The 17,625-nt window shown below is 58.3% G+C and carries 16 protein-coding genes; 6 read left to right on the top strand and 10 right to left on the bottom strand.

Translation table 11 applies throughout. From position 1 onward, the window contains the following. Positions 1-2: 2 nt before the first annotated feature. From trbH to ACI3KW_RS00350, 3 genes are all read left to right on the top strand, one after another. Positions 3-461 (top strand): conjugal transfer protein TrbH, encoded by a 459-nt coding sequence (trbH, locus tag ACI3KW_RS00360; RefSeq protein ID WP_404846420.1) that lies wholly within the window; start codon positions 3-5, stop codon positions 459-461. Positions 462-474: 13 nt separating this feature from the next. Then, entirely contained in the window at positions 475-1,740 is a 1,266-nt protein-coding gene (gene trbI, locus ACI3KW_RS00355; protein WP_404846419.1) for an IncP-type conjugal transfer protein TrbI, read from the top strand. 182 nt (positions 1,741-1,922) lie between these two features. After that, positions 1,923-2,615 carry an autoinducer binding domain-containing protein gene (locus tag ACI3KW_RS00350; protein ID WP_162740022.1) on the top strand — a complete coding sequence of 231 codons (693 nt, stop codon included), beginning with the start codon at positions 1,923-1,925 and terminating at the stop codon, positions 2,613-2,615. A gap of 541 nt (positions 2,616-3,156) precedes the next feature. Here the strand turns inward: ACI3KW_RS00350 and ACI3KW_RS00345 are convergent. The 7 genes from ACI3KW_RS00345 to ACI3KW_RS00315 all read right to left on the bottom strand — a co-directional run bounded on the left by ACI3KW_RS00345 (position 3,157) and on the right by ACI3KW_RS00315 (position 9,508). Continuing rightward, the gene (locus ACI3KW_RS00345; protein ID WP_404846418.1) at positions 3,157-4,029 is read right to left on the bottom strand and encodes a carbon-nitrogen hydrolase family protein; all 873 of its coding nucleotides are present in this window, start codon (positions 4,027-4,029) and stop codon (positions 3,157-3,159) included. Next, a complete protein-coding gene (locus ACI3KW_RS00340) occupies positions 4,026-4,679 on the bottom strand; it encodes an RraA family protein (RefSeq protein ID WP_113119785.1) in 654 nt (217 codons plus the stop codon). Before ACI3KW_RS00340 ends, ACI3KW_RS00345 begins: the two co-directional genes overlap by 4 nt. Before the next feature lie 23 nt (positions 4,680-4,702). Then, positions 4,703-5,569, bottom strand: coding sequence for a TauD/TfdA dioxygenase family protein (locus ACI3KW_RS00335; RefSeq protein ID WP_404846417.1), 867 nt, complete (start codon positions 5,567-5,569; stop codon positions 4,703-4,705). Positions 5,570-5,670: 101 nt separating this feature from the next. Then, positions 5,671-6,765: an ABC transporter ATP-binding protein gene (locus ACI3KW_RS00330; RefSeq protein WP_404846416.1), complete on the bottom strand. Its 1,095-nt coding sequence runs from the start codon at positions 6,763-6,765 to the stop codon at positions 5,671-5,673. After that, positions 6,762-7,565, bottom strand: a complete 804-nt coding sequence (locus ACI3KW_RS00325) for an ABC transporter permease (protein ID WP_404846415.1) — start codon at positions 7,563-7,565, stop codon at positions 6,762-6,764. The genes ACI3KW_RS00330 and ACI3KW_RS00325 overlap by 4 nt, the downstream gene beginning before the upstream one ends. Positions 7,566-7,580: 15 nt before the next feature. Further along, on the bottom strand, positions 7,581-8,462 hold the full coding sequence (locus tag ACI3KW_RS00320) for an ABC transporter permease (protein ID WP_113119782.1): 882 nt from the start codon (positions 8,460-8,462) through the stop codon (positions 7,581-7,583). 5 nt (positions 8,463-8,467) lie between these two features. Beyond that, on the bottom strand, positions 8,468-9,508 hold the full coding sequence (locus tag ACI3KW_RS00315; RefSeq protein ID WP_404846414.1) for an ABC transporter substrate-binding protein: 1,041 nt from the start codon (positions 9,506-9,508) through the stop codon (positions 8,468-8,470). Between the two features lie 956 nt (positions 9,509-10,464). On the opposite strand from ACI3KW_RS00315, the gene ACI3KW_RS00310 reads away from it, so the two are divergent. The 3 genes from ACI3KW_RS00310 to ACI3KW_RS00300 all read left to right on the top strand — a co-directional run bounded on the left by ACI3KW_RS00310 (position 10,465) and on the right by ACI3KW_RS00300 (position 12,351). Next, complete coding sequence (locus ACI3KW_RS00310) at positions 10,465-11,343, top strand: LysR family transcriptional regulator (protein WP_113119780.1); 879 nt, start codon at positions 10,465-10,467, stop codon at positions 11,341-11,343. A 375-nt stretch (positions 11,344-11,718) separates the two neighbouring features. Continuing rightward, the gene (locus ACI3KW_RS00305; RefSeq protein ID WP_262165429.1) at positions 11,719-12,000 is read left to right on the top strand and encodes a type II toxin-antitoxin system RelE/ParE family toxin; all 282 of its coding nucleotides are present in this window, start codon (positions 11,719-11,721) and stop codon (positions 11,998-12,000) included. A gap of 39 nt (positions 12,001-12,039) precedes the next feature. Then, entirely contained in the window at positions 12,040-12,351 is a 312-nt protein-coding gene (locus ACI3KW_RS00300) for a HigA family addiction module antitoxin (protein ID WP_262165428.1), read from the top strand. Between the two features lie 104 nt (positions 12,352-12,455). On the opposite strand, the gene ACI3KW_RS00295 is transcribed toward ACI3KW_RS00300, so the two are convergent. Genes ACI3KW_RS00295 through traA form a run of 3 tightly spaced genes read right to left on the bottom strand, consistent with a single transcriptional unit; the run spans position 12,456 to position 17,450 of the window. Further along, the gene (locus ACI3KW_RS00295; RefSeq protein WP_404846413.1) at positions 12,456-13,622 is read right to left on the bottom strand and encodes a conjugal transfer protein TraB; all 1,167 of its coding nucleotides are present in this window, start codon (positions 13,620-13,622) and stop codon (positions 12,456-12,458) included. Further along, the gene (traF, locus tag ACI3KW_RS00290) at positions 13,612-14,088 is read right to left on the bottom strand and encodes a conjugative transfer signal peptidase TraF (protein WP_262165424.1); all 477 of its coding nucleotides are present in this window, start codon (positions 14,086-14,088) and stop codon (positions 13,612-13,614) included. The genes ACI3KW_RS00295 and traF overlap by 11 nt, the downstream gene beginning before the upstream one ends. Before the next feature lie 53 nt (positions 14,089-14,141). Beyond that, the gene (gene traA / locus ACI3KW_RS00285; RefSeq protein ID WP_262165423.1) at positions 14,142-17,450 is read right to left on the bottom strand and encodes a Ti-type conjugative transfer relaxase TraA; all 3,309 of its coding nucleotides are present in this window, start codon (positions 17,448-17,450) and stop codon (positions 14,142-14,144) included. Between the last annotated feature and the right edge of the window lie 175 nt (positions 17,451-17,625).

Here is a 17,625-nt window from a genome sequence, read left to right as displayed (position 1 = left end):
TTATGCTTGGCCTGTCCACTCCATTGCGCGCGGCCAGTGCGATCTTTTTGGCCATTGTGCTCGCGGGATGCACTACATTTAGCGCCGGTCGCACCGCTGCTTTGGTGAGCACGGATGCGGCCCAGGTTCCGGCGCCCGCGGCCGGCGTGATTGCTGAAGATCTGGTCGGCCGTTTGGCCGAAGTCGTGGGAGCCGGCACCGGTACCATCACCCTGCGGCCGGACCACTCCGCTTTCGCTGTCGCACTCGATACCGCGCTGCGCAAATGGGGCTATGCGGTTATCGCTGACGACAAAAGCGAGATCGCCGACGCGATCCCGCTTACCTATATTCTGGATACGCTTGATGGCTCCGTTCTGGCGCGACTGTCTACGCCCGCCGTTGATCTGGGACGTGCCTATGCGCTGACTGCAATGGGTGCGGAGCCGTCGAGCCCGTTATCGGTCATGTTGCGCTCATAGGGCAGAGGGAACAATGGCTTCGCTCGATATCACGCCCGAGCCGCGCGACACCAACACACTCAAGGTCAGGCGGCTCAATCGCCTGCCTGTCTTTGTTGCGATTACGCTGGCTGTCATCTTTGTGGTCGTGATTGTCTATGGTCTTTTGGCACGAGGGTTCTACGGGCGGGAAGGGCAGGGCCTAGACCAATCAAGCGGGACACCGGCGCGCAGCTTTGGCGATCGCCTCAAGGATGGCGTTCCCGATGGAATAATCGACCCGCCAATTGAGCCGGCTATCCCAACCGTGCAGCCACCACCTACGCCAGCCGCAGCCAACCCATTCCAGCCGGCACCAACAACGGTTCCAGCCGAAGTGCCAGTCACTAGCGCTCCAGAGGACTGGCGCGCCCGGCTGCAACGCGAGCAGGAGGAGCAATATCTACGCGAGCTGCACCGTCAGCATATGTTGAGTCTGCAGGCCGACCAGGCGGCGCTCGATTCACCGATCGCAGTGGATGTCGAGCGGCTGACCGTTCAACAAAGCGCCCAGTCACCCACTCAGGTCGCCGGTGGCATGCGACCGGACCTCCCGAGCCTCTATGCGGCCGCCTTGGGTAGTAACGGCCTGAGCACTGACCCAAACGGTCAAACGGCCAAGGAGAGCTTTTTCAACCAAGACCTGCAGGATTTGGGTTATCTGCCCAACGGGGTGGTTGATGCGGTGTCGCCGTATGAGCTCAAGCGCGGCTCGATCATTCCGGCGACGCTCATTACCGGGATCAATTCCGACCTGCCTGGCCGTGTCATTGCCCAGGTCGGGCAGAACGTCTTTGACAGCGCAACCGGACATCACCTGCTAATTCCGCAGGGCTCCCGGCTGTTTGGACGTTACGATTCCAAGGTCACGTTCGGTCAGCAGCGGGCTCTTGTGATCTGGACCGATATCGTCTTTCCCAACGGCGCCACGCTGCAGATCGGTGGGATGGCGGGCACGGACGCGCAAGGCTATGGCGGGTTCGTGGATCAGGTGGACAACCACTATTTCGAGGTTTTCGGCTCGGCCATCCTTATCGCCGCAATTGGCGGGGGTATAGACATGGCGCTCCCTCAAGACGGCAGCTTGTCCAACAATAGCGGAACCGATGCGGCAAGGCGCTCCTTTGCCGAAACATTCAGCCGCGTCGCCGACCGCACGATCGGCAAGAACATGGATGTTCAACCCACGGTCGAGATCCGACCTGGATATATTTTCAATGTCTTGGTTGATCAGGACATGGTGTTCCCCAGAGCATTCTAGCGCCCAAGCGGACTGCTGGTCGTACAGCAGCGATAACCAGATTTTGACCGCCCCTATGGAGTTTTTGGGAAGGCGTTTCTTTACAAGGCAAACTTGATCGCCAAAAAATCTAGAATGAAATTCGTGATCATTGATAGCGACTTAGGGGAGGGCGCCCAATAATGAGAATGGAACCTGATTGGTTGATTGAGTTCCTTGAGCGTTTGGAAATTGTGCAGAAACAGTCTGATTTATCTGCTGCATTGAAGGCACTCGCCGGCGATCTCGGTTTCGACCATTTTTGTTATATTGACTGCTATGGCAGCGACATTCGCGGTCTGTCGAACTATCCCAAGGACTGGCAGGATGTCTATCTCACCCGCGAGCTGGTGGTGCTGGATCCGGTGGTGAAATCAGCTCAGGCCATTCGCAAGCCCTTCAATTGGGACCAGAATACTGTGCCCCTGCCTATGTCCCAAAGGCAGGTGGCATTCATGGAAGAGGCGGCCGAAGGCGGTATCGCTGCTGGCGTGACGATACCCATTCCCGCCGGCTACAGGCACAATGTGATGCTGACTTTGGCGTCTCCATTTGGCGCCGCGGGCAAGCTTGGTGATCGAGAACTCTCCTTCTTGCGGGACGCCGCGAATTGCTTGCACGGACATGTCCGCGGACGATTGCGGCATCTGCTCCATGGTCCGGATTATCGTCTCACTCCTAGTGAATGCCGTGTCCTAATCTGGGTGCGGCACGGTTTTCCAGCCAACGAGATCGCATCAATTCTGGACCTCAAATACGATTCTGTTCAGTTCCACTTGCGCAGCATTCGGCGCAAGTTGGGTGCGATGAACATCCAGCATGCCGTTGGCATCGCGACATCGCATGGGCTCATCTAGCAACAATCTCGAGGTCACTGGGGCGCCAACGCAAACCTTGCCGGTCCCGACGGACGCCACTGCGTAGATGGCGAGGGCTCGGTGCTCGACGAAGTCGCAACCCGCCCGATTGATCGCGGCGCGTGGCATAGCTGGCTGAGCCCATAGCTCGGCTTCGGCGAAAGAAGAACCGACTTCTTGCCCATGCTCAGGCCGCCGCGAAGGTCCCTCCACATCTGGTAGCCCGATCGTGAAGTACCCTTGGGTCAAGCTCGATGCCAGCTTGCACGAGATCATCGGAGGATATCAATAGCGGCGGAAAGGTAGATCGATCGCTGTCCAAGGCTGGGCTCCTCGCAGGCTCCCATCTATCGAGGGACGCATTGATCGGCCGGTTGAAAAAGCCAAGCTTTGGGCAAATCGAGGGAGACGGTGATGGTTGCTATTTCACCCGCTGTTCGGTTTTTTGCGCGGTCAGAAATTGCGAAATATTTCCAATCATCTGTCGTCTGCAACGAATCGACGCTTTTGCGAACGCAGGAGATTTGGCTAGCGTTGGGGGTCAGGATGGCGAAAATCGAGACGCTTCGGCGCGATGACAGCCGCCACAGCTGGAAAGCGCCTGGCGATGAGACGCCATCGGAATAAGATTTCGAACTCTCTCGATCTCTGCAGTCCTTAGATCGGTGAAGGTGAACCCGAGGCCATCCGAAGCTCTTGTGATCACCTTTCCCCAGGGGTCGCAAACAAGGGAATTGCCAAAACAGCTCCGCGGCGTTCCGTCGGCGGATGGGTAGGAACCCCATTGGCCACAAGCGACGACATATGCCTGGAATTCTATGGCCCGCGAGCGGCAGAGGACATCCCAATGATCCCGGCCGGTCTCCACTGTAAAGGCTGCTGGCAAGATCACGACATCAACGTGACGGCGGGCAAGTTCCCAAAACAGGTTTGAAAAGCGCAAATCGTAACAGATGGCGCATCCGATACGCAGGCCACAATGCTCGTAGACGAGCAAGCCCGACCCGGGCCTGACGGTCTCGGATTCCCCATAGATCCGGCCGGAGGGAGTCGTAATGTCAAAGAGATGGATTTTTCGGTAGCGCCCTACCTCAGCGCCGCTGCCGTCGAACACTACGGTCGTGTTGTAGATCTTGTCGTCACCTTCAACACGCTCCAGCATGCTTCCCGCGTGTACCCACGTGCGGTGCCTAGCGGCGAAATCGGCTATTGCGCGATAGGCTTCGCCACCAGGCAGGTTGTCGGCTGCGAGAAGTTTTTGTCGAGTGGAGCCGCCTGACCAGTCGAAATGTTCTGGCAGGACAATTAGGTCGGGCTGAGAAGCATCAACCGCCTGTTTCATGAGGTCGGTTGCCTGGCGCAAATTGTGAGCGCGATCAGGCTGGGAATTCATCTGGATCATTGCCAGTTTCATTGGCTGTTCTCACGATCGAAGTCGAAAATGGATTGGCCGGCCAAGAGATGCTGGCGTACCGCTAGCGATCGCTGCTGGCGCGATTTTGCCCGGACGGCGACTTCGCGCATGCGAACGGGATCGGCAACGTAGATGCCACTGTCATCGGCCAGAACGCAGTAGCCTGGCATGACAACGGTTCCCCCGCAGGAGATCGGGAAATTGACCTCGCCTCCGAGCTGGGTATGTCGCGACGTCGTCTTGGCAGCAACGCCGCGACACCAAACGGGGAGACCGTTGCTGACGATCTCCGCCGGATCTGTGCAAGGACCATCGACGATGATGGCCGCTGCCCCCTTTGCCTTGGCCGCCGCCGTTACGCCTCCGCCCACACAGGCGAGGTCGTCATGGTCGATCCTTGAAATGACCAGGACATCCCCCGGCTCGATCATGTCGATCGCCATATAGATGACACGACCGTCCCGGCCCGGCGCGGCTACGGTGATGGCTCTGCCCATGGCGCGAGTGGAAAATACCGGGCGAACGCCTCCAGTGATGAAACCGGAAGACTCGAAATGACCAATCGTGGCGGTTTCGATGTCCGCAAGCAAAGCGAGGAGGTCTTGGTCCAGCGCTCCAGGAGGAGGCGCCGTCCGGTATTGTGCTGACATTTGAATTTCCGCTGGGCTGGCGCTTAGACTGGCCGCTCGCCGGCGGTCGTGGTGCGATGCATGATCCGGATCGAGTTCGGATCGAAAGAGTCGCGCCGGTGCATCGTGCAGCGGTTATCCCACATCATGATGTCGCCAGCATGCCATTGCTGCACGAACACATCGTCGGTCGTGGTCGTGTGCTTCCAAAGCTGGGCGAGAAGATCGTTGCTCTCGTCCAAGGGCATTCCGACGATCCAGGCGCCCTCTGCCGTACCGCCGAGATAGAGAGCGATACGTCCCGTCTCGCCATGCGTACGGACCAGAGGATGCACCATGCCAACCCATTCCCGGAAGTCCTCAGATTTCGGCTTGGTTTTGCCCAAGCGCAATTTGCCGGTTTTGTCATAGGCGCTTTGGAAAAAGATCTGCCGTTTGACCACGGCGTCGCGCAGATGGTTGGGCAGCCTATCATAGGCCTGATAGGTAGAGAGAAAGTAGGTGTCGCCGCCGGTTTCGGGCACCCGCACCGCCCGTAGAATAGCACCGGCCGGCGGCTTCTCGTAGAACCAGGTATCGGTGTGCCAGGTGGCTTCACTATTGCCCATGGCACCACTGGGTTTGCCATCTTTCATCGCATTGCTGATGACCAGGATTTCGGGGTGGGTGGGATGGCCGCCTTCCTGAAGCTGCTTGGGGTGAATGACGAACTCGCCGAAGTAGGACGAGAAATCGACCTGCTGCTGATCAGTGATATTGGCATCGCGAAATCGGATGACGCCATACTGCAACCAGAAATCGCGAACGGTTGCGATATCGTCTGCAGTATAATCGTTGAAGTCGAAGCCTTGAATGTCTGCACACACATTGCTGTCATGCTGGACAGCGGTAATCTTGGTCTTTGTTCGCATCTTTGTCCTCCACTGGGATCGGTGATTTCGACAGTTAAAAAATAGATGTGGGGGCCCGCTGCGTCCAATATCAATCGACGGTCATTGATATTGTTTCGTTATCAATTGCTTAGTGAGCGAGCAACTTGATAGCGGCGGGTTCGACGGTTCAGTTCGATGGCAACGCCAGTCGCCAATTGGGCTCCACGCGCAGCACTTATGAGCGCCTTGAAAACCGTATTGCTTTGATGCCGGCACCAAACCTCGAGATAAGCACCCAGATTGACGATCTTGACGACCTTGACCGGCAATACGTTGATTGGGCGCTCAGTTGGTGTCTGCCCTTCGATCCAACGCAGGGCCTCAGGTCGAATGCTGCAAAACGCGATACTTGAGGATACCGGGGCAGGGGAGCTGGCCAATAGCTCAAGGCCGGTCTCAGCAATCCGCACGCGCTGGATGCCGCCACCATCGGCGAGTTGGGTCACCGCAAAGATGTTCGACTTCCCGATAAAATCGGCAACGAATGTCGACTGTGGGGCGCGGTAAAGCTCTGAGGGCGATCCAACCTGAGCGATAACACCTTCATGCATGACCACGATCCGGTCGGACATGGCCATAGCTTCCTCTTGATCATGGGTCACGTAAACGAAGGTGATGCCCAATTCGCGTTGGACATCCTTGAGCTCGATGCGCATGGTTTCGCGCAACTTCAGATCAAGGTTGGAGAGCGGCTCATCGAGCAGCAGCAGCGATGGCCGTGGGGCGATAGCGCGAGCCAGCGCGGTGCGTTGCTGCTGGCCGCCTGACAGCTCTTTTGGGTAGCGGTCTTCAAAACCGTCAAGACGGACGCTTTGCAGGGCGTTTTTGACTTGAGAAGCGATCTCGTCGCGGCTCCTGCCCTGCATTTTCAGGCCGAAGCCGACATTCTGGGCGACAGTCATATGAGGAAAGAGGGCGTAGTTCTGAAACACCAGGCCGACCTGGCGCTTTTCCGGGGGGACGCCTGATTGTTCGATGCCGCGGATCCTGATCTGCCCGCTCGAGGGGGAGATGAACCCGGCGATCATGTTCAGGGTGGTGGTTTTGCCACATCCCGAGGGACCTAGGATGCTGACGAATTCGCCATGCGGCACAACCAGGTCGATTTCTCGCACGATCTGGCTGGTGCCAAAATTCTTGCTCAGATTGATCAGCTCGATATCGCTGGTGCTCATTTGCTTCCTCCATGGATCTGGGCTGAGAACCCGCCGATTTTTTCAAAGACGAAAATCACCGCCAGCACGAAGAGCAGGGAGGCGACATTGACCGCTGCCAGCACCGGGTCGAGGCTGTATTCGAGATAGTTGATGACGGTGATGGGAAGGGTGGTCTCACCTGGCCGGACGAGAAAAACCGACAGCGGAATGTTGTTGAAGGAGATGATGAAGGCAAAGGTCATGCCCGAAAAAACGCCCGGCTTGATGATCGGGAGCAGCAGGTGACGGATGCGCTGGGCCTTGGTTGCCCCCAGGCTCTGGCCAGCTCGGTCCAGGTTCTTGTCGAAATTGAACATGGCCGTGGCGATCATTCGCACCGCGAAGGGCAGGGTCAGGATGATGTGCGCGGCGACCAGACCGGGCGTGCCGACCCACCGATAGAGTCCGGCTGAGGACAGAAACAGCACGATCGCCACGCCTTTGACGATCTGAGGCACCGCCAGGGGCGACAAGAGAAATGACATGATCGTCGCGTGACCGGGGCACTTTTCAAAGGCGACCACATAGGCTGCGAGCAGACCCAGAGCGCCACTGATCAAAGAAACGAGCACGGCGATTTGGGCGCTTAGAATAAAGGGATCGATCCATCGGCGCGCGACCAGATCGCCATACCAGCGTACGGTCCACTCCCAGGGAACAAGGGTCACCTTAGAACTGGGGCTGAGTGAAGCCGCCACGACCACGATGAGGGGCAGGGTGATGAACGCCATGACCAGGACGATGGAGACCCAGAATAGGCCGGAGACAATTCGGTTCATATGGATCACCCGGTTCTAGAAGTGGAGCTTCTTGTGCAGGCGCATTTCAAGGCGCGAGCCGACAAAGGCGATGATCAGCATCATCACCAGGAGTACGTTCGCCATAACCGCGGCAAAGGACCAATCGATGTAAAAGAGCACCTGCTCGTAGACCATGGTGGCTAGAACCTTGAAGCCGGCGCCGCCCAGGATTGCGGGCGTGGCATAGGCGCTGGCCGACATGGTGAAGGCCAGCAACATCGAGCTGACGATGCCTGGGACGGTCAGTGGCACCACGATATGGCGCAGCACCGACACCCGCGACGCTCCCAATATCTGGGCCGACTTTTCCAGGTTCGGATCGACACCTTGAAGACTGGTCAACAAAGAGAGGATGCCGAATGGCAAAATCACATGGGTCAGCCCGACAACGACGCCGAACATGTTTTTGGCCAGGGGCAGGGGCTCTGCAATGAGGCCAAGCCACATCAGCGCACTGTTTATAAAACCGTGATCTTCCAGAATGATCAGCCAGCCATAGGTGCGCAACACCACGCCTGCGAGCTCTGGGGCGATGGCCAGCGCAAAGACGACCGCCCGCCAACGCGAACGAGACCGCGCCAAGAAATAGGCCACGGGATAGGCCATGAGCGTGACACAGATCGCGACCAGCCCCGACATGAGGACTGTTCTACCCAAACCCGCCAAGGTGAAGTCGTCGGTAAAGAAGCGCTCATAGTTGGCAAGAGAGGCGGCCGATGCTCCCTGCGGATGGAAACTGAGCCCGACCATCATGCCCATCGGAATGGCAAAAAATACCAGCAGCAACAAGGTCGGAGGCAGGAGGGGAAGGTATTGGCGAGCCTGGGACGTCCAGATAGGACGTCCCCTTTCGGCGGTGAGCGCGATACTGGACATGGTCACTACCGCGCGGCCGGGACGACTTCGCGTTCCCAGCGTTGACCCCAACTCGAGAGGTTGGCGGCAAGCGAGGTCAGGTCGGGAAGCAGGAGCGCATCAAGATCAGCCTGCGTGGTGATCTTGCGGGCACGCGCTTCTTCGCTAACTTCGATATCGGTGCGGGCGGAGCCAACCTTATATCCCTCGACCCAGCGTTCTTGGCTGGTCTTTTCAAGGAAGAAGTCGACGAACTTGAGTGCGAGGTCCTTATTGTCGGCGCCGACGGGCACATTGAGGGTCGCAATCAGCGGTATCGAGCCTTCCTGGGGAAGGACGTAGTCAACCGGCGCGCCACTATCGACCAGCAGTTGAGCCCGTCCATCCCAGAAGGGCATGGCCCAAACCCGACCGTCCTGAATGTAGCTTTCGAGAATGGCGGATGCCTGCTCAAAGCCGATCGATTGAGCAGCGAGACGGGTCATGGCCTCAAAGCCAGGATCGATATTGTTGTCGATATCACCCCCATGCACCGAGGACATGAGCTGGGTGAGAAAGGCCGCCATGATATTGGCGAAGGTGGGGAGAACGATGCGCTTATCCAGGCGCTCGTCGAAAAGATCGGTCCAGGACACGGGCGCTTGCTCAAGCATGTCGGTGCGATAGAGCAAGGCGAGATATTGGAGCTCATGGACGGCGCCGCACTCGCCGGCCACCGCACTGATTGCAGCGTTAAGATGGACGAGGTTGGGGACAATCTCGACGCTCAGCGGCTCCAACAGGCCTTCGCGGCAGCCTTCAAGCGACTGGGACGCGGTCATCACCACCACGTCGAAACCGGGACGTCCATTGGTGGCTTTGATCTTGGCGTAATCCTGTTGTGAGGACCCTACCGCATCATAAACCACCGATACGCCAAATTGCTCCTCGAACGGCTTGATAATGGCGTCTTGGATGATCTGCTCGTACGGGCCGCCATAGCTGTTGACGATCAGTTCCTGACCGTGGGCTATTGTTACAGCTCCCGACAAGATAGCAGCGGTTGCTGCCAGACATGCTGACTTCATTATGTGTTCCCCTCTTGAACTTGCGCTGGACAAGGTGCCGGGGAACGGATCGGATTTCTAATATTAAGCTTCGCTCATTAATATCGCATCGTTATCAATAGCGTTGCCTTGCACCCGCCGATCCGTTCCCGATGATTATCAGGACCGGACGCTAAACTCGGACGCCTTGAGCTGTTTGAAAGCCTCTAGCCACAGCCGATAGCCGGCTTCATCACTGTCTTGACGAGCATGGATTGCGCACCAGGCAGCGATGGACGTAGCTCTGGGTCCGAAGATACTGGATAGGGTGCTCGCCGCCGTGGCCGGACAGGCTGCCAGGCTTGTGGCATCAGTGATCGAGCCCCAGGGTAGGGACGGGGGAGGTGGCTGCATGTCTGACATGGCGGTGCTCCATAGAGAGCCCGGCACGTTGGTGGCCGGACGTTTCCATGGCAGGCAAATGGCCTGCATCGTCCGGAAGCACCATCAATCAGTAAGCAGTCGATGTAGCTGAATCCTAACAACAACAAATCAAGACACAATGATAAATTTCGGCGTGCACGAATATGTTAGCGCTTTCGCCGCGGGGATCGCGACGTTGCTCGATTGCCCACCACTCAAAGTCTTCGAGGTTATGTCAGCCTATTTCGAGCTCTGACTCGGCACTGGCACAATGTGAAAGCAGCCAGTCGGCAACAAACCGAGGCTGTGTGAAAACCCCTGATTATGCGCTGACCTCAAGCCGGCAGCTGGATGCCGCCAATGGATGCTTGGGTCCGGTTGGTCTTGTCACTGGCCGTTAAAGCGAAGGCTCCACCATGGGGACCACCATGGCCCGTACGCTGCGAGCAGGCCAGCGATACGAGTGCCGACGTCACCATCCCCAGGGCCGAGATGTCCGAGTAGACGGTTGATTTATCAATTGCACACTTTCATACTGCGAAGAATATAAGTCCCTGGCTGGGCCATAGATCGCAATGGAACTTCGTCAGCTTTCCTTTTTCGTTGCCCTTGCCGAAGAACTGAATTTCGGACGAGCTGCCGCACGGTTCAACGTCGCTCAGCCAGGGCTGAGCCTACAAATCCAGAACCTTGAGCGCGATCTTGGTGTTCAACTGCTGATCCGCACGACGCGCCGGGTTCAACTGACCAAAGCGGGCGCCGTTTTCTATGAGCGGAGCCGAAGAATATTGGCAGACCTCGAAAACTCGCGCTTGGTCACCCAGGCCATTGCAGGGAAAGACCTGAAAAAGCTCACGATTGGCACAATTTATCCCGCCACTTTTGGAGTATTGCCGGCCTTCCTGGCCAAGATCGGCCGGCGCTTTCCTGATGTAAAAATCCATGTCCGGACCGGGACCAGTGAAACGATCATCCGTGAAATCGAAGCGGGCAATGTGAATGTCGGCTTCATCCGGCCCCTGGAAAATCTGGGCTCACTACGATGCCTAGGGATTGGCCATGAGCGGTATGTTCTTGCTATGGCCGAGGACACCGCGCTCGCGCGATTGCCCAAACTCACGATCGACGATCTGCGACCACAAAAGATCATCGCGTTTGCAAGGTCGAACCTCTCTTATACCGAAGACTATTTCTACCAGATGTTCCGAGAGCAAGATCTGCTCGGCAGCATTGCATACACTTGTGACGACACCCTATCGCTTTTCTCATTGGTTGCGTCAGGCCTTGGGGTGGGATTTGTGCCCGAGTGGATGCAGGAACTGCCCAATCGCGATGTCATTTTCCGAAATGTGGAGGGGGTCGATTTTAGTGTCGGCCTGTCCATCGCGTGGAACAAGGAAGATCCAACTGCAAATCGAGACGAGATAATAGAGATGGCGCGGTCCCTGAGGTAGAATGAGGCCCACCGAAAGCGGCCATTGGGCTGGCTGCAGAGGGGTCGCGGACTCCACAAAATTTCGATTGGCCGATGCTTGGCGAAACGCACGCAGAGCATGCTGGAGAGTGCCAGAAAGGTAGTGTTGCGACATCTACCGCATGCCGCTCTAGCTGCGCGTTAAAAATAGTACAGCAATATCAGTATGTTGCCTCAGTTCCATAAGATACATTATGCGAACAGTGAATGAGAATTGTTCGCACTTGCAGCGACAAGCATTTCCATCGCAGATGGCCCACGGCGGTGACCGCTGGCTGTGTATCGTCGCACGATACAATAAACTTGACCCTTGGTCAGTAGCGTGCCATGATACAAATAATAGAAGGGCACGACCTTGGCAAAGTCATTCAAGGGAATCCAGCTGCAGATCGTAGCGTCCGGCAAGGCGCCGAAGGGCTTCCCTACTGACGTTCTGCAGGCGGCTCGCCGAAAGCTTTTCATGATCACCAATGCTGCCGCTCTTCAGGACTTGCTGATGCCGCCCGGCAATAAACTGGAGGCCTTGAAAGGAAATCGTTCCGGCCAACATTCCATTCGCATCAACGACCAGTGGCGCGTTTGCTTCCGTTGGTCAAATGGCGCAGCTGAAGACATCGAAATCACCGACTACCACTAGAATAGCGGCCATCCGTGTCGCAGCCCATGGAGGGCTATTATGTCCTTGACCTTTGACCCGCCAATCCATCCTGGCGAGATTCTACGTGAAGAGTTTCTTGTGCCGCTTAATCTATCGGCCGGTGCTCTTGCCAAGCGTGTCAGCGTTCCCCGTACGCGGATTGAGCGCATCGTGAAGGAGGAAACGCCGATCACGCCCGACACGGCTCTACGTCTGTCGCGCGTGCTAGGGACGACCGCTCAATTCTGGATGAACATGCAGTCCGCATACGATCTGGTGCGAGCCGAACAGGCCCATTCGGAAGATCTCAATTTGATCGCACCACTAGACAGCCTCGCGAGGGCCAGCTGAATCACCGGTGAACCTTGAGAGCCATCGCGCTATATCACTACTCCAGCATCGCATATTGCCGTCGTGTCCTACTGGTCCCAGCGTACGGCAGGTCTACCCAATCTTCAGGTGTTGAAGGCGAAAACGACCGGCACATTGAACAACTTGGCCCAGGCGACCGTGCTGGCCTGCTGGATCGACACGATGGTGGTGTTCTCGGTCCACCAGCCATTGCCCGTGGCAATGATGATCTCGGGCGCAAACAGCATCGACTGCAGTATTGGCCATATGATGAGCTGCTCGTAGCAAATCAGCGGCGCAATTTGGCGACCGCCGAATTCAACGACCGGATTGGCGAAAAAATGCGCCCGTGCACTCCCCGTCTCGCCGGTCCAGACCGCCCAAGGCTGCCACATGGACACGGGTACGGGCATTCTTTCCCGATAGACAATGTCCGCCCCCTCCCCCGTCAAACTGAGCATCACGTTATCGTAGCCAGCGGCATCAATGACAACCGCGCCTGCATTCACGATTGTGTCCGTGTCCTGCAAGGCTTCGCGCCAGAGCCGCTCGACCGTAGGTGTCCAAATACCGATCGCGCTTTCGGGTAAGATGACGACCTCCCCTCCTTTGCTCACTGCGGTCTTCACGAGGCCAATGGTGTCACGCTGTTGTAGGTAACCGGCATATTGGCCATCTGCACCGCGAAACTGGGTGTCGACTCCAACCCACCCGTCAGGCGTTAGTGGCTGTGTCCACATTGCGGCGGACCAGATCCAGAGGCCTCCAAGACTCAGGATCGCGATCGGCCACAACCTCGTTGTCATGACGAGTAGGCCGATCGCAGCAGCGCCGAGTCCCAGCCAATTCCACGTCGGGAACACTATACCGGCCGCCGTGATCGGGTGGGCCCAGCCGACAATTCCAAAAGGTGGCCCGCTCATGGCCATAGCTGCCACACCGTAGCGAAGCGTCCTGCCCCAGCCCGGACGCGAGGTCCAGAGCAATGCGTGGACCAGCACGAAACCGAGCGATGCACCGGCCCACAGTCCAATGGCCGGCAGAGCATCGGAACCATAAAAATTCATCACGCCCTGCGGCAGACCACGCGAAGCCGCAAGAAAATATGCCGCGGCGACCATGCCGGCGGCTGCCCTTGATGGCGCAAACGACCACAGCGCCGGAAAAACCATGGCAAGCGGCAAGGCCAGCACATTACCGCTCCATGCAGCCACTCCAACAATTGCCGCTGCGGCAATGACAGCGGGCCCGCGCATGAGATCACGGGCCATAGGTGAACATTGGTCGTGCCAGCCCGAGCAGGCCAGCCGCCGGCACGAACCCAAAATACCGGGAGTCGAATGAGCCGGCAAAATCCGAATGCAGATAGAGCCATCCGGGCGGCACGGTGCCGCCGGCAAAGTCGGGTAGCGCCCTGCCCTCAGCGTCGGCTCCCCGGACGGCAGAACGGGCCAGGGGCGTGCCATCGATCGTCACCGATCCAGCAATGTCGACCTGTTGCTCGCCGACAGCCATGATGGTCTTGATCAGGGGTCCCATCCCGCCGGGGCAAAGCCCGGGTCGGATATGGCCCCGCTCCAGTGCCAGCACAAAGGGCGCGCCGTCGGGCGGGCAAATGAACACGAGGTCGCCCACAGCCGCGGTCCGCTCGAGTGGTTCAATACGCCACAAGCCAATCGGATAGCTGGGTGTCAGATTGATCCGCAGGCCGCCCCAATAGCCAGCACTGAACAGCATCGCGAGGATCCCGAAACTGGCAACAATAAGCCCCCCTGCCCGCCGACGCGATCTCATTTGAGAACCGGGTGCTGGCGCTGCGACAAATGGGTAGCTTGGCTTTGCTTGAGCGCCTCTACCGAGCGCTGATGAGCCGCAAGGTACTGGGCCGTTCGCATCGTGGACCATGCCCTGGCCAACTTCTCGCGTTCCGCGGGCTTGAGCCCCAGGGCCGCCTTCTCGAATGCCGAACCGTTCGGTTCGTGAGCCGAATTTGCCAACAAGGCGCGATCCCCGAAGCGTTCTGCAATAGCCTTGTTGAAGCCATCGATCTCGGCTTTGGTCATGCGGTCGGCCAGTGCAAAGCCGAGTGCCGCTGGCAAATCATTGCGATCGATGGCGTCGCGAACTTTCGTCAATACCATATGAGCTGCGGGCGAAAGCGCGGGGATGTCGATCGCCACGCGCTGCCGACGCTTAGTCTCCTCGGCCTCGATCTTGTGGACCGTCAACTCCCGCAACCGCAGATAGCGCGCAACGTCCAGTTTTAGTGCCGGGACATTGCGCTCGGCCACCCGCCGATCGTCTCGGTCGGCCCTGCCGGCCAAGAGTCCAATCCGACCCCGCAATGGCCCGAAGGATTGAGGTTCGCGGCCAAGACGTTCGAGCGTTTCGACAGCCGTGACTTTGTCCTTCAGCACGCTGTCGAAATTCATGGCTCGGAAGGCGCTTTCGGGATCGGCGAACACCTGGCCAAAGCGGTTGGAGACGCCCTTCCACAGCTTGGTTATGGCAGGATCGGCCTGCAGCTTTTCTTCGACAACATTGCTGAGCGAGTTAGCGAACACTCTGACCCCCGCGACCATAGGCGCGGTCTTTTTGATGACGCGGTCATCGCCAATTTGCTGGTCCTGGATATGGACGAGCCGGACGCCCAAAGCCCGCAACTTCTGACCCAGGTCGGCAAGACGGTTTTTCTGTCGCAGTGCCCAGTTGAGGCGATCATACACAAGCGTGCGGGCGACCCGGACGAGATGCAGGCCGCGACTTTCGGCGAAACGCAGGGCCTGCCGATAAAGAGTGCCGTGCTCATAGTCGAGCGTGGTCTGTTTGGAATTCTCCTTTGACAGGATCGGGATTAGGCCGCCGCCAATGCCGAAGGACCGGTGACCGTAATAAAGTGCGACATCTTCGCGGTGCCGGGTCATCGCCACATAGGTCAGGTGTCGATCCAGCGAAAGCGTTGCCAGGACCTTGACCCGCTCGACAGTAGCACCCTGCGACTTATGGATCGTTGTGGCATAACCATGATCAAGATTGCGGTAGAAGCGCTGCTCGACCGCCACGCGCTTGATATCCGTTCCGGCGCCGATCTCGACCACGAGGCGCCCGGTCTGCGCCTCGATCACTTTGCCGATCATGCCGTTCTTGACGCCCAACCCACTGTCATTTTTGAGAAATACGATCTGGTCGCCACCCGCAAAGCGACGCTGGCCATGTTCGGTCCGGAATGACTCGCCTGGCGCCACCAGACCACGCTCGACGAGCTTAGCGCGCGCCAGTTCGTTCAGCATTCGAACGTCGCGTCGCAGATGCGCCAGGATCAGCGTGGATTTTTGGGGATCATAGTCGCGGTTCCAGTCCTCAATCAGATGGCCGATGGCCATGGCCTTGAGATCTGACCCAAACAGCTTGTCCTTGTCGGCATAGGCGGACAGTGCCTTCTCGACCCGGCCCCGTGCCAGATCGAGAGACGCCAGGCGCATCCAATGCTCTTTTTGGCGATAGATGGTTTCCAGTTCAGCATAACCGATACGATCGGCAATGGCCCGAAAGGCGGCACCGGCTTCGATTGGCTGCAGCTGCTCGGGATCGCCCACAAGGACAAGCTTGGCGCCAGCCCTCAAGACGGCCTCGATGAATGTCGCCATCTGACGGGAGGCAACCATGCCGGCCTCGTCCAGCACGAGCACTGTCTTGTCGTCGAGCAGATCCCGCCCCTGGTTCCAGCGGATCTCCCAGGAAGACAGGGTCTTCGATGTAATACCTGCTTCCCTTTCAAGACCTTCGGCTGCTTTGCCGGCCAGAGCGCCGCCGACAACGCGGTAACCGGCATTCTCCCAGGCCTCACGTGCCGCTTTCATCATGGTCGTCTTGCCGGCGCCGGCGCGGCCAACCACGGCCGCTATCCGCCCCCTGGAAACCACGTGCTCAATGGCCACGCGTTGTTCGAGCGAGAGCTGCGCATGGCGCTTGAATATGCCGGCCAACACATCCGCACCGGCACCAAAGCCGCCAGTACTGGCGAGTTTCATCGCGCCTTTGGCCATCTCCGCTTCGATACCGATCAGCTCGCGGGTGGTGTATTTGGCGCGGATGGCTTCGCCAGTTGCGAAATCGATGGCTTCCCGCTCCAGCCGGACCGCCTCCGGGCTCTGCAGAATGCGCGCCATCAGGTGCCGGAAGGTACCGGCATCATCGACATAGCGATGCAGCACCTTGGCGATGTCGCGCTCGTCAAAGAGGCTTTTCTCGGACGTAATCAGCTCAAGCACGATCTCGGGCCGCCGCTGTATCCGTCGCGCGTTCTCCTCTCGCCGGGCTTCGAACAGCTCTAGCCGCTCCAACGCCGGCGGGCGGCCCGCCTCGTCGGCTTTTCGTTGCATAGCTTTGGCCGCGACGCCGATACGGCTGGTGGGTACCAGCTCAATCTCCCGCGTGGCATAGGAACGCCCGTCGACCCGAATATCGAGGCCCGCCAATGCCAGGTGCTGGTTCTGCAAGTCCAGCCATCCCTGCCGCTGCGCCAGGAACTCTGTCTTCTCGCCCGACCACAATTGGTAGATTATTTTGCCCGCTTTGTTGCGCGCCACCTCGCCACCATCACTGATAAGGGCGACTTTCTTTGGTCCAAATCCGTTGTCGCTGAGCGGGCGCAAACTCGTCATCAGATGGACATGCGGATTGCCCGGTTCATCATGATAGACCCAGTCGGCCACCTGTCCACGTGCCGACACGTGCTCGAGCACGAACTGCCGCATGAGGGCAATATTCTGAGCAACCGTGAGCTCAACCGGCAGCGCTACTATGAACTCTTTGGCGAACTGGGCGTCCTGGCGTTTTTCGAACGCTTCGACCTTGTTCCAGAACACCTCAGCCGCGCCTGCCACAGACCGATCTGCGACCAGATCGCGAATCCAGGCCGGCGCGTCGGGTGGCAACATAAACTCCTCGTGGATCATGCCGCCTTTGTTGGAATAGTCCACGATCCGCGCCTCGGCCACATACTCCATTCGAGTGCAATGGCGGTATGCGGCAGCCAACACAGCGCTGCGGCCTGAGCCGCGCCCAATGAGCTGGGGCGTGAAATGGGTAATAGCCACGGCGAAACTGATCCCGACAAGAACAAGCGACAGTGTTCGTCTGGATGGCCAAGCTAGCGGGCCGCAAGGGGACGTCGCCTTGGCGACGTATTACTGCGCCCTTGGAACCATTCCTTCGGAACGGCGGGATAATTTCAAGAAGTGTCGGCGCTGCCGACCTACCAGATTAGGTAGG

Source organism: Devosia sp. ZW T5_3 (assembly GCF_044987315.1).
In the GTDB taxonomy this organism is placed as follows: Bacteria; Pseudomonadota; Alphaproteobacteria; order Rhizobiales; family Devosiaceae; genus Devosia.
Note: the sequence above shows the minus strand (reverse complement) of the source record. Positions and strands in the feature narration are given on the sequence as shown.

Bases quoted from the DNA above. Each gene is read 5' to 3' on its own strand.
- traF (WP_262165424.1), bottom strand. From the start codon at position 14,088: ATGCTGTTCAGTGCTGGCTATTGGGGCGGCCTGCGGATCAATCTGACA.
- ACI3KW_RS00320 (WP_113119782.1), bottom strand. From the start codon at position 8,462: ATGTCCAGTATCGCGCTCACCGCCGAAAGGGGACGTCCTATCTGGACG.
- ACI3KW_RS00330 (WP_404846416.1), bottom strand. From the start codon at position 6,765: ATGAGCACCAGCGATATCGAGCTGATCAATCTGAGCAAGAATTTTGGC.
- ACI3KW_RS00300 (WP_262165428.1), top strand. From the start codon at position 12,040: ATGTCCTTGACCTTTGACCCGCCAATCCATCCTGGCGAGATTCTACGT.
- ACI3KW_RS00345 (WP_404846418.1), bottom strand. From the start codon at position 4,029: ATGAAACTGGCAATGATCCAGATGAATTCCCAGCCTGATCGCGCTCAC.
- ACI3KW_RS00310 (WP_113119780.1), top strand. From the start codon at position 10,465: ATGGAACTTCGTCAGCTTTCCTTTTTCGTTGCCCTTGCCGAAGAACTG.
- ACI3KW_RS00315 (WP_404846414.1), bottom strand. From the start codon at position 9,508: ATGAAGTCAGCATGTCTGGCAGCAACCGCTGCTATCTTGTCGGGAGCT.
- ACI3KW_RS00325 (WP_404846415.1), bottom strand. From the start codon at position 7,565: ATGAACCGAATTGTCTCCGGCCTATTCTGGGTCTCCATCGTCCTGGTC.
- trbI (WP_404846419.1), top strand. From the start codon at position 475: ATGGCTTCGCTCGATATCACGCCCGAGCCGCGCGACACCAACACACTC.
- ACI3KW_RS00340 (WP_113119785.1), bottom strand. From the start codon at position 4,679: ATGTCAGCACAATACCGGACGGCGCCTCCTCCTGGAGCGCTGGACCAA.
- trbH (WP_404846420.1), top strand. From the start codon at position 3: ATGCTTGGCCTGTCCACTCCATTGCGCGCGGCCAGTGCGATCTTTTTG.
- ACI3KW_RS00295 (WP_404846413.1), bottom strand. From the start codon at position 13,622: ATGGCCCGTGATCTCATGCGCGGGCCCGCTGTCATTGCCGCAGCGGCA.
- ACI3KW_RS00335 (WP_404846417.1), bottom strand. From the start codon at position 5,569: ATGCGAACAAAGACCAAGATTACCGCTGTCCAGCATGACAGCAATGTG.